Annotated in this window: 13 protein-coding genes, 1 tRNA gene and 1 pseudogene; 7 read left to right on the top strand and 8 right to left on the bottom strand. The window is 66.4% G+C overall.

Annotated elements, in window-relative coordinates; genetic code table 11:
• Positions 1-158: 158 nt before the first annotated feature.
• A complete protein-coding gene (aceE, locus tag ACT3S6_RS03335; RefSeq protein ID WP_444553737.1) occupies positions 159-2,900 on the bottom strand; it encodes a pyruvate dehydrogenase (acetyl-transferring), homodimeric type in 2,742 nt (913 codons plus the stop codon).
• Between the two features lie 362 nt (positions 2,901-3,262).
• Here aceE and ACT3S6_RS03330 point away from each other — a divergent pair, with 362 nt between their 5' ends.
• The 4 genes from ACT3S6_RS03330 to ACT3S6_RS03315 all read left to right on the top strand — a co-directional run bounded on the left by ACT3S6_RS03330 (position 3,263) and on the right by ACT3S6_RS03315 (position 5,106).
• Complete coding sequence (locus tag ACT3S6_RS03330) at positions 3,263-3,679, top strand: DUF3052 domain-containing protein (RefSeq protein WP_443427881.1); 417 nt, start codon at positions 3,263-3,265, stop codon at positions 3,677-3,679.
• Positions 3,679-4,155, top strand: coding sequence for a redoxin domain-containing protein (locus tag ACT3S6_RS03325; RefSeq protein ID WP_444553736.1), 477 nt, complete (start codon positions 3,679-3,681; stop codon positions 4,153-4,155). Before ACT3S6_RS03330 ends, ACT3S6_RS03325 begins: the two co-directional genes overlap by 1 nt.
• A 62-nt stretch (positions 4,156-4,217) precedes the next feature.
• Positions 4,218-4,290 (top strand) — tRNA-Val (locus ACT3S6_RS03320).
• Between the two features lie 153 nt (positions 4,291-4,443).
• Complete coding sequence (locus tag ACT3S6_RS03315) at positions 4,444-5,106, top strand: mismatch-specific DNA-glycosylase (RefSeq protein WP_444553735.1); 663 nt, start codon at positions 4,444-4,446, stop codon at positions 5,104-5,106.
• A 48-nt stretch (positions 5,107-5,154) separates the two neighbouring features.
• On the opposite strand, the gene arfB is transcribed toward ACT3S6_RS03315, so the two are convergent.
• The 4 genes and pseudogenes from arfB to ACT3S6_RS03295 form a co-directional block, all read right to left on the bottom strand.
• Positions 5,155-5,577, bottom strand: coding sequence for an alternative ribosome rescue aminoacyl-tRNA hydrolase ArfB (arfB, locus tag ACT3S6_RS03310; protein ID WP_444553769.1), 423 nt, complete (start codon positions 5,575-5,577; stop codon positions 5,155-5,157).
• 276 nt (positions 5,578-5,853) lie between these two features.
• Positions 5,854-6,381 (bottom strand): annotated as a pseudogene (locus tag ACT3S6_RS03305) (glycosyltransferase family 2 protein); the annotation flags it as partial.
• Positions 6,378-7,016 (bottom strand): hypothetical protein, encoded by a 639-nt coding sequence (locus tag ACT3S6_RS03300; RefSeq protein ID WP_444553734.1) that lies wholly within the window; start codon positions 7,014-7,016, stop codon positions 6,378-6,380. The pseudogene ACT3S6_RS03305 and the gene ACT3S6_RS03300, both read right to left, overlap by 4 nt.
• Positions 7,004-7,819: an endonuclease/exonuclease/phosphatase family protein gene (locus tag ACT3S6_RS03295; RefSeq protein ID WP_444553733.1), complete on the bottom strand. Its 816-nt coding sequence runs from the start codon at positions 7,817-7,819 to the stop codon at positions 7,004-7,006. The genes ACT3S6_RS03300 and ACT3S6_RS03295 overlap by 13 nt, the downstream gene beginning before the upstream one ends.
• 352 nt (positions 7,820-8,171) lie before the next feature.
• Between ACT3S6_RS03295 and gndA the strand changes: the two genes are divergently transcribed.
• Both gndA and ACT3S6_RS03285 read left to right on the top strand, forming a co-directional pair.
• Positions 8,172-9,608, top strand: a complete 1,437-nt coding sequence (gndA, locus tag ACT3S6_RS03290) for an NADP-dependent phosphogluconate dehydrogenase (protein ID WP_444553732.1) — start codon at positions 8,172-8,174, stop codon at positions 9,606-9,608.
• A gap of 120 nt (positions 9,609-9,728) precedes the next feature.
• The gene (locus tag ACT3S6_RS03285) at positions 9,729-10,733 is read left to right on the top strand and encodes an aldo/keto reductase family protein (RefSeq protein ID WP_444553731.1); all 1,005 of its coding nucleotides are present in this window, start codon (positions 9,729-9,731) and stop codon (positions 10,731-10,733) included.
• Between the two features lie 84 nt (positions 10,734-10,817).
• Here ACT3S6_RS03285 and epsC read toward each other — a convergent pair whose 3' ends face one another.
• From epsC to msrA, 3 genes are all read right to left on the bottom strand, one after another.
• Positions 10,818-11,402: a serine O-acetyltransferase EpsC gene (gene epsC / locus ACT3S6_RS03280; RefSeq protein WP_444553730.1), complete on the bottom strand. Its 585-nt coding sequence runs from the start codon at positions 11,400-11,402 to the stop codon at positions 10,818-10,820.
• 39 nt (positions 11,403-11,441) lie between these two features.
• Entirely contained in the window at positions 11,442-12,377 is a 936-nt protein-coding gene (cysK, locus tag ACT3S6_RS03275; protein WP_444553729.1) for a cysteine synthase A, read from the bottom strand.
• 71 nt (positions 12,378-12,448) lie between these two features.
• Positions 12,449-12,973 (bottom strand): peptide-methionine (S)-S-oxide reductase MsrA, encoded by a 525-nt coding sequence (msrA, locus tag ACT3S6_RS03270; protein ID WP_444553768.1) that lies wholly within the window; start codon positions 12,971-12,973, stop codon positions 12,449-12,451.
• Between the two features lie 273 nt (positions 12,974-13,246).
• On the opposite strand from msrA, the gene ACT3S6_RS03265 reads away from it, so the two are divergent.
• Complete coding sequence (locus tag ACT3S6_RS03265; RefSeq protein ID WP_444553767.1) at positions 13,247-14,155, top strand: Nif3-like dinuclear metal center hexameric protein; 909 nt, start codon at positions 13,247-13,249, stop codon at positions 14,153-14,155.
• Positions 14,156-14,192 lie beyond the last annotated feature (37 nt).

The following is a 14,192-nucleotide window of genomic DNA, read 5'->3' as shown; positions in this document are numbered from 1 at the left end:
GGCTCCACCCTACGCACAGGTGGCCCGTGGCTCCATTTTGGAGGAACACTACAAAAGAAGAAGTCCCCCGGACACCTGCCTGGGCAGGTGTCCGGGGGACTGCCGGGACCGGGAACGATGGCGGGGAGGTCCTCGCCATCGTCCTCGGTGGCCGGGGGTTAGGAATCGCCCCCGGCGGTGCCGGAGGTACCGGCGTTCACATCGTCGAGCTGGTATTTCGTGAAGGCCTTGGCCGAGGTGTCCTTTTCGACCTCGCCCCGGCGTTCGAGCATTTCCAGGGTCCTGACGACCATCGAGTGGGCGTCGATCCTGAAGAAGCGACGGGCCGCGGCACGGGTGTCCGAGAAGCCGAAGCCGTCGGCCCCCAGGGTCGCGAACTCGTTGGGGACGAACTGGCGGATCTGGTCCGGCACGGCCTTCATGAAGTCCGTGACCGCGACGACGGGCCCGGTGGCCCCGGCCAGCTTCTGCGTCACGTAGGGGACGCGCGGTTCGCTGCCCGGGTTCATGAACGCCTCCTCCTCGGCATCCAGCCCGTCACGGCGCAGCTCGTTCCAGCTGGTCACAGACCAGACATCGGCGGAGACGCCCCACTCCTCGGCGAGGATCTGCTGGGCCTCCAGGGCCCAGGGCACCGAGACGCCCGACGCCAGCAACTGGGCCCGCGGGCCGTCGACCTTGGCGGGGGAGAGCAGGTAGATGCCCTTGAGCAGCCCCTCCACATCCAGGTCCTCGGGCTCGGCAGGCTGCAGCATCGGCTCGTTGTACAAGGTGATGTAGTACATGACGTTGGGGTCTTCGTGCTCGCCCCCGTACATGCGCTTGAGCCCGTCCTTCATGATGTGCCCGATCTCGTAGCCGTAGGCCGGATCGTAGGAGACCACTGCGGGATTGGTTGCGGCCAGGACGGGGGAGTGCCCGTCGGCGTGCTGCAGCCCCTCGCCGGTCAGCGTGGTGCGCCCGGCGGTGGCGCCCAGCACGAAGCCGCGCGTCATCTGGTCCCCGGCAGCCCAGAAGAAGTCTCCGGAGCGCTGGAAACCGAACATCGAGTAGAAGATGTAGATCGGGATCAGTGGTTCGCCATGCGTGGCGTAGGAGGTTCCCGCGGCGGTCAGTGCCGCCACGGAGCCGGACTCGTTGATGCCGGTATGCAGGATCTGCCCCTGCGGGGATTCCTTATAGGCCAGGATCAGGTCACGGTCCACCGACAGGTAGTTCTGCCCCTTGGGGTTGTAGATCTTCTTCGTCGGGAAGAGCGAGTCCATGCCGAAGGTGCGAGCCTCGTCCGGAATGATCGGGACCACGCGATCGCCGAATTCCTTATCGCGCATGAGGTCCTTGAGCAGACGCACGAAGGCCATCGTCGTGGCCGCCTGCTGCTTGCCCGAGCCCTTCTTCGCGACCGCGTAGGCCTTGTCGTCGGGCAGGTGCAACGGCGTGTGCTTGGTCCGGCGTTCGGGAAGCGAACCGCCCAGGGCCGCCCGGCGATCCATCATGTACTTGATCTCCGGGGCATCCATGCCCGGGTGGTAGTACGGCGGGGTGTACGGGTCGGCTTCGAGCTGCTCATCGGTGATCGGGATCCGCAGGTGGTCGCGGAAGCCCTTGAGGTCATCCAAGGTCAGCTTCTTCATCTGGTGGGTCGCATTGCGCGCCTCGAAGCTGTTGCCCAGGCCGTAGCCCTTGACCGTCTTGGTCAGGATGACCGTGGGCTTGCCCTTGAACTCGGTGGCGGCCTTATAGGCGGCATACATCTTGTTGTAGTCGTGGCCGCCACGCTTGAGGTTCCAGATCTGGGCATCGGTCAGATCCGCGACCAGTTCCTTGGTCTGCGGACTCTTGCCGAAGAAGTGCTCGCGGATGAATCCGCCGGACTCGGCCTTATAGGTCTGGTAGTCCCCATCGGGGGTCTGGTTCATGATGTCCACCAGCGAGCCGGTGTCGTCCTTGTCCAGCAGATCGTCCCATTCGCGGCCCCAGACCACCTTGATGACGTTCCAGCCGGCACCGCGGAAGAAGGCCTCCAGCTCCTGCATGATCTTCCCGTTGCCCCGCACGGGGCCGTCGAGGCGCTGCAGGTTGCAGTTGATCACGAAGTTGAGGTTGTCCAGCTGTTCGTTGGCCGCCAGCTGCAGGAAGCCACGCGATTCCGGCTCGTCCATCTCGCCATCGCCCAGGAAGGCCCAGACGTTCTGGTCGGAGGTGTCCTTGATGCCGCGGTTGTGCAGGTAGCGGTTCAGCTGGGCCTGGTAGATCGCATTGGACGGACCGATGCCCATGGAGACGGTGGGGAATTCCCAGAAGTCCGGCATGGAATGGGGGTGCGGGTAGGAAGGCAGCGCATGGCCTTCCTTGGACTTCTCCTGGCGGAAGCCGTCGAGGTCCTCTTCGCTCAGGCGGCCTTCCATGAAGGCGCGGGCGTACATGCCGGGGGAGGCGTGGCCCTGGAAGAAGACCTGGTCGCCGCCGCCGGGGTGGTCCTTGCCACGGAAGAAGTGGTTGAAGCCCACTTCATAGAGCGTGGCCGCGCCGGCGTAGGTGGAGATGTGTCCGCCGACGCCGATATCGGGGTGCTGGCCGCGGTGGACCATGATGGCGGCATTCCAGCGCATCCAGGCACGGTAACGGCGTTCGGTTTCTTCGTGTCCGGGGAACTCGGGTTCCTGGTCCACGGGGATGGTATTGACATAGTCGGTGGTGGTCACCATGGGGACACCGACGCTCTGGGCACCCGCGCGTTGCAGGAGGGAGCGGACGATGAACTGGGCCCGTTCGGTGCCCTGGGCCTCGACCAGACCGTCGAAGGATTCAATCCATTCGGCGGTTTCCTCCGGGTCGCGGTCCGGCAGTTGGCTGGTCAAGCCACTGCGAATGTGGGAAATGTGTTCCTCTTCAGCCACGTCCAACTTCTCCTCGGTACGGGTTACAGCGTGGGGAATGCGACGTTCCCGTTGTTGGAGCGGGGCGCGTCGCGGCGGCAAGGCCGCTTGACGATGGACGCACACCGGGTGGGTGCGAGTCCATCCCGTCTACTGTAGTTGCCTTTCTCTGGTGATGCGTAGCCGGGAGAGGTGTCCGTGACCTCGGTGACCGGAAGAACAGACGTACGGGGGCCGTGAACGACCGTACGTTCGGTGCCCAGATCCGGGCCCGGGTGGTGCGTTTTTCGCCGCTGGGGCGTGTTTGCGGGCTCTGCGCTTGATGGGAAGTGTTTAAAGGTGTTGGCTTGAGAGGTGTATATGCATCTAGTGGGAGGAGAAACGTGAGCGACGCCGGAGCGGCTAAGACCGCAGCCGTGGAGAAAATGGGCTTCAAGGATGGAGACCTGATCCAGGAGCTGGGTTATGACGACGACGTTGACGACGGTCTCCGTGACACGTTGGAAGAAGTTACCGGCCACGCACTGCTGGCCGAGGACGAGCATGAAGTCGTCGATGGCGTCCTCCTCTGGTGGCGCGATGGCGAGGGCGACCTCGTGGACGAACTTGTCGATTCGCTGACCACCTTGGATGAAGGCGGCGTCATCTGGTTGATGACCCCCAAATCGGGTCGTGACGGCTTCGTCGGCGTGCCCGAAATCCAGGAAGCCGCCCCGACGGCCGGGCTGCACGTCACCAGCAGTGAAGGTGTATCCGAAGACTGGACGGCGACCAGGCTCGTGGGTCGTCGAAAGAACTAATGACGGCTGAGCCGGGAACCCACGCGCTGCTGGGTTCACCGATTCCTGCCTTCAGCCTCCCGAACCAGTTCGGTGGGCCGGTCTCGCTGGAGGGCATCGGCGCCGCACGGGCTTTTCTCGTGTTCTACCCGTTTGCCTTTTCCCGGGTCTGCACGGGGGAACTGGTTGGTCTGGAACGGGTGCGTCCGGAACTGGAAGCCTCCGGGGTTTCACTGCATGGAATCTCCGTCGACCATAAGCACGCCTTGCGGGCCTATGCCACCGAGCAGGGCCTCGGATTCGATCTGCTGGCCGATTTCTGGCCCCACGGAGAGGTGGCCCGGGCCTTCGGTTGCTTCGACGAGGAGCAGGGCCGGGCCCTGCGTTCAACGTTCCTGCTCGCCGGCGGACGCGTGGTGGATCATTTCAGCAGCGGCATCGGCCAAGCGAGGCAGGAACAGGATTACTTCGACGCCATCGCCCGGCTGCGCCGCTGACGTAGGCGTCGTGACCCCGAGTTGGTGGCGGGGCCGATTGCCGGTAAGCTCGATCCCCACAAGGGCCTTTAGCTCAGCTGGTAGAGCGTCACGTTTACACCGTGAATGTCATCGGTTCGATCCCGGTAGGGCCCACGCCATGAATCCCCGTCATCCTTCAGGCACCGCCGCGAGGACGACGGGGATTTTTCATTCCCACCGCGGTTCCGCGAGGCGCGGGGGCGCCATTGTATGGTGCGCCACCGCCGTGTGGATGCCGCCTAATCCGACACGATCTAGGCTGTCCCCATGCAGATGCGACTTGCCGCCGACTGGACCCCGTGGCGATGCGAATCCCCGCTGGGTGGAAAACGGCCCACGAAGACGGACGTGGCCCACGCGGCGCACTCGGGCCTGGGGCGCGAAGACGTCCTGCCCTACCCAGCGGACCGATTATCGGCTGGAATGCTCCGATTGCTGATCGTCGGGATCAACCCCAGTCCCTGGACGGCAGCGGTCAATGCGCCTTTCGCCCGGCCGGGAAACAGGTTCTGGACGTCCCTGGCCCTGGCGGGAGTCCTCGACCGGAAAGTCGATGCCTCACGAGGACTCGCCGCGGTGGACGAACGGATGCTGGCGGAGCGCGGCCTGGGGATCACCAACATGGTTGAGCGCACGTCGGCACGGGCAGACGAACTGACGACCGAGGAACTGCGGGCCGGCGGGGCCCGACTCGTGGAGCGGGTACGCATCCTGCGGCCCCGGGCAGTGGGCGTCTTGGGGGTGACAGCGTACCGGGTGGCCTTCAGCCAACCCCGGGCCACGCTGGGCTTGCAGACCGACACGCCACCGGAAGGGTGGCCGGAGGACGTGCAACTGTGGGTCCTTCCCAACCCCAGCGGGCTCAATGCCCATGAAACGGCCGGGTCGTTGGCCCTGAAGTGGGAGGATGTCTGGCACGCCAGCGCCTGAGCCGGAACCGCCGGCGGGCCGGGGGTAAGGATGGTCCCCGGGTGGAACCTACTCCGCGGAGGGCCGGCGGCGCTGCTGTTTGACGTCGGATCGTTGCTTCTTCGCGGCCCGGTGACGGCGTTTGGAGCCCCGGGTCGGTTTCGTCGGACGCCGCTTGGGTCCCGCCGGGGCCAGGGCCTCGCGGATGAGTTGGGCCAGTTTCTCCAGGGCCCTCTCGCGATTTCGGCGTTGTGAGCGTTGTTCGGAAGAGGTGACGGTGAGGGTCCCTGCGACCAGCCGCGGACCCAGACGGTCCAACAGCAGTTCACGGTCCTCTTCACCCAGGGTGGGGGAGACGGCGATGTTCCAGAACAGTTCCACCCGGCTATCGGTGGTGTTCACGTGTTGCCCGCCGGGACCGGAGGCCCGCGAAAAACGCCAGCCGAGCTCCGAAGCCGGGATCGTCAGCACCGGGGATACCTGCAAGTCCATGTCCTGATCGTCCCACGACGCAGGATTCCCTGGAGCCCCGCCGTCGTACTGGCCCCTGTGGGCGGGACGCCGGAACCTTGTGCGCAGCCGCCGGGTGATCCGAAGCCAGGGCAGATCGTGGGGCCAATGCAGGAACACCGTATGGAACCCGCGGCGCAGGCGCAGGACCGCCCCGCCATCGTGGAAGGGGCGCATCGAGATGCCGGTGCGCAGGGTCGGTACGAAACGGAGCACATGCTTGACGCCCAAATGGAACGAGAGATCGAAGTCGTCGTGGACCAGCCAACGATCGGTGTGGAGGTGATCGCTGACCTCGTGCCAGGCTCGACGTCTGAAGGCCATGTTGGAGCCGAAGAGCGGCACATGCCCCAAGGCCAGGGAAGAGAGCGCAAAGTAGGGCAGGAGGTAGGCCCACAGGGCCGGTCGGCGCAGGGCGGAGGGGCCGTCATTGAAGTGGGCTGGGCCGGTGATCGCATCCACGCCGGCATCGGCATGGAAGGACGCGACGATCGTGGCGATCCAGTCCGGGGCCGGCACCGAATCGGCGTCCAGCCGGGCCAGGATGTCTCCACGCGCCCGGTGGTAGCCGGCAGCACTGGCGACGCCGATTCCGGGGCGGGGTTCGAAGAGGACCTGTGCCCCGTTGCCTCGGGCCACGCCCGCGCTGTCGTCGCTGGAGCCGTTGTCCACGACGATGATTTCGAGGGGGGCCACCTGCTGCCCGGCCAGCGCCTCCAGGCAATGCCGCAGTTTTTCGGCGTCGTCCTTGACCGGGATCACCACACTGACCGTCGGGCGGTTCATGGCAGCTCCCGGGGGCCATGCGGCGAGGCTGCCTGCCCGGGGGAGCATGGCGGGGCGGCAGGTTCCGGGGGATCAGCCGTCAGGGAGGGAAGGAGGAAACCCCCGATCAGGGCCCCCAGGCCGTCGGCCGCCAGATCGCCCATGGTGTCCTGGTAGCCCACGTGTACCCCCGGGTCGATGAGGGTGTGTCCGGCCCACTCCAACAGCTCCCAGACTGCTCCGGTGGCCAAGCCGAGAACGAGGGTGGCCACGACCAATGCGCCGGGCCGCTGAATGGTCGGCGGCAGGATGCCCGCCCGCTGGGCGATCACCACTGACAAGACGGCAATCAGTCCGCCCAATACTGCGTGCATGAACTTATCCCACCCCGGCAGGAGCACATACAGGTCGAAGACGTTGCTCCAGGCGGCTGCCAGCGAGGCGATGCCGACGCAAAGGTCCAGGCTGGCCCGTAGTCCCAGCGCGCGAGGGATCAAGGTCGCCAATACGGCGAGCATGAAGACAGCTACCTGGATCCAGCCCCACCCCACCCCGGCGACCACGACGCTCATGAGCATGGCTGCCCGCACGACGTCGGCCAGGAGCACCACCCGGCTCACGGGAGGCCGGAAGAGGGCGTGTCTCACCGCTTCCATGACGGGCCCCCTTCGGGGTGGGCCGAATGCTTCGGGCCGAGGTTCAGCACTGCGTGGACGGGTTCGTGGTCTGAGACGGCGGCTCCGCCCAGGCGCAGTGCATTCACTCCCGCCGACTCGACCTGAAGGCCGGGGGAGACGAGGATCCAATCCAACCGGGGGCCGGTGCTGGTGGGGCTGCCATACCGGGTGAACGTCGAACAGTCGGCGCCGACCTGTCGCGTTGACACCTCTAGGGCATCGGCCAGGACCCGACCGTCGACCAGGTGACGGTGGGCCGGGGAGCCAGTGCCTGCGTTGAAGTCCCCCAGCAGGATGACCGGATCGGGAAGATCCGCCACCACGCGGTGCAGTAGTTGGGCCGAGGCCCGGCGCGACGGGGCGGAAAACGGATCCAGATGCGTGACCAGGACATGGAAGCGTGCGCCGGTGCCCCGATCGCTGAAGTGTCCCTGGACGACGAAGCGGGGTAGTGGGTTGCCGAAGGAACGCGAACCGGGACGTTCCGGGTGCTCCGAAAGCCACCAGAACCGGGAATCAAGCAGGTGAAGTCGGCGGCGGTCGTAGTGCAGTTCGCAGCGTTCCCCGCGGCCACCGGCGGACCGCCCGGTCCCCACGGAGGCGTAGGCAGCGCCGAGCATGTCCCGGATCTGCCGGGATGGGCCCGGCATCACTTCCTGCAAGGCCAGCACGGTGGGTTGCTCGGCGGCCAGCAGTTGCTGCAGAAGGGGACGGCGGCGGGCCCATCGGTCCGCCGCCGGAAACCAGAACGGTGGCATGCGCCGCCGGATGTTCAGTGTCATGACGTGCAGCAGGGGAAGTGCTAAGGGGCCGATGAGGGGTGTCGGAGGAGAATGGGCGGGAAAAGAGCGCAATGCGGTGTCCCCCTCGTTCGTCGGCCAGCCCATATCGTCACGCTACCAGCGAGCCCCGGCGCAGAACTCCCTTCGCAACAATACCGTGTCTTTGTATGTTTCTATACAAACTCTCCAGTTGGTGAATCGTTGACTTGTTACTGTCGGCAGCAGGCAACAGCTTGATCGGCTTTCCGCCGAGGGGCGGGCGAACTAGACTGGGAACCAGTCACGGAGCCGTGTCCGGCACCGTCGTGTGCCGGGGCACCAGCTCGTCTTGTTTCCAATGGATGGAGTCCTGATGAAGGCACAAATCGGCGTCACCGGCCTAGCGGTCATGGGCGCGAACCTCGCCCGCAATTTCGCCCGCAACGGCTACACGGTGGCCCTGCACAACCGCTCGATCGAGAAGACCGACGCCTTGCTCAAGGACCACGGCGATGAGGGCGATTTCATCCGCACCGACACCATGGAGGAGCTCGTCGAGTCGCTGGAGACCCCGCGCCGCGTGCTGCTCATGGTCAAGGCAGGCGCCCCGGTCGATTCGGTCATCGACAAGCTCGTTCCGCTGCTCGAAGCCGGTGACATCGTCATCGACGGCGGCAACTCGAACTTCCAGGACACCCGCCGCCGGGAGGCGGCCCTGGCGAAGAAGGACCTGCACTTCGTGGGCATCGGCGTCTCCGGCGGTGAAGAAGGAGCCCTGTGGGGCCCCTCCATCATGCCCGGCGGCTCCGAGGAGTCCTACAGGGCCCTGGGCCCGATGCTCGAGAAGATCTCCGCGCACGTCGACGGGGATCCGTGCTGCGCCTGGATCGGCACCGACGGCGCCGGCCACTTCGTGAAGATGGTCCACAACGGCATCGAATACGCGGATATGCAGGTCATCGGTGAAGCCTTCGACCTGCTGCGCTCCGGCGCCGGCATCGAACCGGCGGACCAGGCCACGATCTTCACGGAATGGAACGAAGGAAACCTGGCTTCCTTCCTCATCGAAATCACCGCAGAGGTCCTGGCCCACCAGGACGCCAAGACCGGCAAGCCGCTCGTGGATGTCATCGTGGACTCCGCGGGACAGAAGGGCACCGGCCGCTGGACCGTGCAGTCCGCCCTGGACCTGGGATCGCCCACCTCCGCGATCGCCGAATCGGTGTTCGCCCGGGGACTGTCCTCCCAGCGCGACCAGCGCGCCATCGCCCAGGAGGTGCTGGCCGGACACGAACAGGACGTCACCCTCGGCGACGACTTCGTCGAAGACGTCCGCCAGGCGCTCTTTGCCTCCAAGCTCGTCTCCTACGCCCAAGGCCTGGACATGCTCACCGCGGCAGCCACCGAGTACGACTGGGATCTGAAGCTCGACGAGATCGCCTCGCTTTGGCGCGGTGGCTGCATCATCCGCGCCGAACTACTCGGCGACATCATGAAGGCCTACGCCTCCGACGACAAGCCGGCCAACCTGCTCTTCGCCCCGGCCTTCTCCGAGGCCATTGCCGGGGCCGTCCCGGCCTGGCGCCGCGTGGTCTCCAAGGCCGTCGCCCTGGGCATCCCGGTCCCGGTCTTCTCCTCCTCGCTGGCCTACTACGACGGCCTGCGCCGCAAGCGCCTGCCGGCCGCCCTGACCCAGGGATTGCGCGACCTCTTCGGCGCCCACACCTACAACAGGATGGATGCCGAAGGGACCTTCCACACCCAGTGGAGCGGCGACAAGACCGAGATCGAAGCAGTCTCGACGCACTAGCGACCACGCCGGCGGGGCCACCCCCTGCCGACACGCTCCTGCGGGCACGACGGCGGAACCATTCCAGGTTCCGCCGTCGTGCCCTGTTTTGGCTCAGGCCCGCGGGCATAGGCTGAGGGCATGGACTATAGATTTCTCGGGGCCTCGGGGCTCAAAATTTCCGAAATCACCTACGGCAACTGGCTGACCCACGGTTCTCAGGTGGAAAACGACGTCGCCACCGAATGCGTGCAGGCCGCCCTGGACGCGGGGATCACCACCTTCGACACCGCTGACGTCTACGCCAACGGGGCCGCCGAAGAGGTCCTGGGCGCCGCGCTGAAGAGCCAGCGGCGTGAATCGTTGGAGGTCTTCACCAAGGTCTTCGGGCTGGTGGACCCCAAGGGGCCCAACGATTGCGGGCTCTCGCGCAAACACATCATGGAAGGCATCAACGGGTCACTGAGCCGCTTGGGGATGGACTACGTCGATCTGTATCAGGCGCACCGCTACGACCACCAGACGCCGTTGGAGGAGACCATCCAGGCCTTCGCCGACGTCGTACGGGCCGGCAAGGCCCTCTATATCGGGGTCTCCGAATGGAGTGCGTCCCAGCTGCGCGAGGGTCAGGCGTTGGCCAAGCAGGCGGGATTCTCGCTGGTGTCGAACCAGCCGCAGTACTCCGCGCTCTGGCGGGTCATCGAGGCCGAGGTCGTCCCGGCTTCGAAGGACCTGGGTATGTCCCAGGTCGTCTGGTCGCCCATGGCTCAGGGCGTGCTCTCCGGCAAATACCGCCCGGGGCAACCGGCGCCGGAAGGCAGCCGGGCCACGGATGAGAAGGGCGGCAAGAAGACCATCTCGGGCTTCATGACCGATGACGTGCTCGGCCGGGTGCAGCAGCTGGAACCGATCGCCGATGAACTGGGGTTGAAGATGTCCCAGCTGGCGATTGCCTGGGTGTTGCAGAACGAGAACGTGGCCACCGCCCTGGTCGGGGCCTCACGCCCCGAGCAGGTCGCCGAGAACGTGAAGGCCTCGGGGGTGGAGATCCCCACGGAATTGATGACCCGCATCGATGAGGCGTTGGGGGATGTGGTCGAGCGGGATCCGGCCAAGACGGTCAGTCCCGAACAGCGCCCCGCCTAGCACGGACGCACACGAACGGTCCGGGACCGGCAGCAAAGAACTGCCGGTCCCGGACCGTTCGTCGTGGGAGGCCTTGGCCGCCGGTCAGATCCACATCGCCGGGTCGATGTATTCGGCTGGATCCACGGCCGGCTGGTGCTCCTGGGGTCGGCGTGGCCTGTTGGTTGCAGGGATCCCGGTGATGATCGAATCCTCGGGAGCGTCCTTGACCACCACGGCGTTGGCTCCGATCGCCGAATCGGCGCCGATGACGATCGGCCCCAGGACCTTCGCCCCGGCACCGATGACCACCCGGTCACCGATGGTGGGGTGTCGCTTGACCTTCGCCAAGGACCGGCCCCCGAGGGTCACCCCGTGGTAGATCATCACGTCGTCGCCGATCTCGGCGGTCTCGCCGATGACGACGCCCATGCCGTGGTCGATGAAGAACCGGCGGCCCAGGGTCGCCCCCGGGTGGATCTCGATCCCCGTGGTGAAGCGCGCCAACTGCGAAATCAGCCGCGCCGGAAGGCGCAGCGCCGGGGTCTGCCAGAGCCGGTGGGTCAGCCGGTGGGCCCAGATGGCATGCAGGCCCGAATAGGCCAGCGCGTTCTCGGCGTTGCCGCGTGCCGCCGGGTCATGGGCGCGGGCCCCTTCGAGATCCTCTTTCAGGCGGGATAGGAACGTCACACGAAACCTTTGCTGGTGGTTGTCCTTCAGGTGCTGCCGCTATCCGCGGATGTCGTCGTACAACAGGGTGGAGATGTAGCGTTCGCCGAAGTCGGGGACCACGGCCACGACCAGCTTCCCGGCGTTCTCCGGGCGGGCGGCGACCTGCAGGGCACCCCAGACGGCGGCACCGGCGGAGATGCCCCCGAGGATGCCTTCCTTGGTTCCCAGGTCACGGGCGACCCGCACGGAATCCTCGATCGTGGCGTCCAGGACCTCGTTGTAGATTTCGGTGTCCAGGACCTCGGGAACGAAGTTCGCGCCCAGGCCCTGGATCTTATGCGGGCCGGGGGCGCCACCGTTGAGGATGGCCGAATCCTTCGGCTCCACCGCGACGATCTGCACCTCGGGCTTCTTCCCGCGCAGCAGCTGGCCGGCCCCGGTGATGGTGCCGCCGGTGCCGATGCCGGCGACCAGGACGTCCACCGCCCCGTCCGTGTCGTCCCAGATCTCCTGGCCCGTGGTGGTGCGGTGGATCTCGGGGTTGGCCTGGTTGGCGAACTGCTGGGCCCAGATGGCGTTCTCGGTATGGGCGACGATTTCCTTGGCCTTCTCCACGGCGCCGCGCATGCCCTCGGACCCGGGGGTCAGCACGATCTCGGCACCGAAGGCGCGCAGCATGACCCGGCGTTCGGTCGACATGGTCTCGGGCATGGTGAGGATGACCCGGTAACCGCGGGCGGCCCCGACCATGGCCAGGGCGATCCCGGTGTTGCCGGAGGTGCCCTCCACGATGGTCCCACCGGCTGTCAGCGCGCCGGCCTTCTCGGCGGCGTCGACGATCGCCACCCCGATGCGGTCCTTGACGCTATTGGCGGGGTTGGCGAATTCGAGTTTGACCGCGACCTGCGCCGGCAGGCCCTCGGCCAAGCGGTTCAGGCGGACCAGGGGAGTGCGTCCGACCAGTTCGGTCACGTCGTTGTAGATCTGTGCCATCAGCGGCCTGCTTTCGGAAGAGTTTGTGGGGTTGATCGGTGGTCCAGCTTATCGAGGTGCCGAATCACGGTTTATTCGGCCAGCCACCGGGAGTAATATTTCCTGGCTTTGGCCAACTTGGGGTTGATGATGACCTGGCAGTAGCCCTCGTAGGGGTTCGCGGCGTAGAAATCCTGGTGGATCGGTTCGGCCTCGTGGAAGTACGGGGCGGGGACGATCTCGGTGACGATCGGGTCCCCCCAGTTCTCCTGGTTCCGCCGCAAGGACGCCTCGAAGAACTCCTTCTGCCGGACATCGGTGTAGAACATGGCCGAGCGGTACTGCGTCCCGACGTCGTACCCCTGGCGGTTCAACGTCGTGGGGTCGTGACCGGTGAAGAACATGTCCAATATGACGTCGGCCGGGACGATCGCGGCATCGAATGTTACTGCGACCGCCTCGGCATGTCCGGTGGTTCCGCTGCACACTTCGCGGTAGTGCGGGTCCGGGGTGTGCCCGCCGATGTATCCGGAGACCACCGAGGAGACGCCGACGGTCTTGCGGTAGATCGTGTCCATGCACCAGAAGCATCCGGCACCGAGGATGAAGGTCTGGATGCCGTGGTCGGGTAATCCGGCGGAATCGGACGTGCCGAACTGCGCCGCTGACGTTGGGATTGCTGACTTGCTACTCACATCCATGGTCAATGCCCGCAGGCTCCCATTCATTCCCGGACGACTTCGCGATCAGGGTCGAAGGTGCACTTGACGCCCGGTTGACTCCCCGCGGACTACGGTAGGAGCATGCGCAATGACCAGGACAAGACGCCGCAGGACTCCCCCCAGGGCGAGACGACCGTGACGGACGACGCCCCAGGACGTGACGAGGCCGTGGAGGCCACCGATGGCGGTGCCCGGGATGCCCGCGCCGCCGTGGCCCCCGGTCCCCGCCCCGGGGCCACCGTTCCCACGCTGGGTGAGGTCCTGGTGGCGATCGAAGAGCTCTGGCCGGCCTCGCTGGCCGAGGAGTGGGACGCCGTCGGCCTCGTCGCCGGACGGGTCGAGCGTCCGGTGAGGCGCATCATCTTCGCCGTGGACCCCACCCTCGAGGTGGTCCGCGACGCCATCGCCCGGGGAGCGGACCTGCTGATCACCCACCACCCCCTGCTGTTGCGTGGGGTGAAATCGGTGGCGGCCGACCAGTTCAAGGGCGAGGTCATCCACGAGCTGATCGAGAACCACTGCGCCTTGGTCACCGTCCACACCAATGGCGACTCGGCGGTGGGCGGGGTCAACGACGTGTTGGCCGACATCCTCGGACTGACCGATGTCACCCCGTTGGTCGCGGCCTCCGAGGGGCTGCCCGAGGAAGGGCTCGGCCGGGTCGGCACCCTGCCGGACGCCCTGGCGCTCTCCGACTTCGCCTCCCGGGTCTTCGGCGCGCTGCCCGCGGTCGCCGGGGGAGTCCGCGTGGCCGGTGACCGGGACGGGATCGTGAGCACGGTGGCGATCTGCGGCGGCGCCGGGGACAGCCTCTTCTCCGCCGTGCGGGCCGCCCGGGCCGATGTGTTCGTCACCGCCGACCTGCGTCACCACCCGGCCTCCGAAGCACGCGAGGCAGCCGTGGAAGACCGGCCCTATCTGGTGGACATCTCCCATTTCGCCGGGGAATGGCTGTGGCTGCCGGCCGCCGCCGAAGGGCTCTACAACGTGCTGATCGACCAGAACTTCGTCCTGGAGATCGGGGTCAGCTCGATCAACACCGATCCCTGGGATTTCATCCTCACCCCGGGGGACTGATCGGCGACGGCGGGCAGTAGGCTGGGGAACCACCGAG

The organism is Arthrobacter sp. AOP36-C1-22, assembly GCF_052377515.1.
In the GTDB taxonomy this organism is placed as follows: domain Bacteria; phylum Actinomycetota; class Actinomycetes; order Actinomycetales; family Micrococcaceae; genus Arthrobacter_H.
This window is presented reverse-complemented; position numbering and strand designations above follow the sequence as displayed.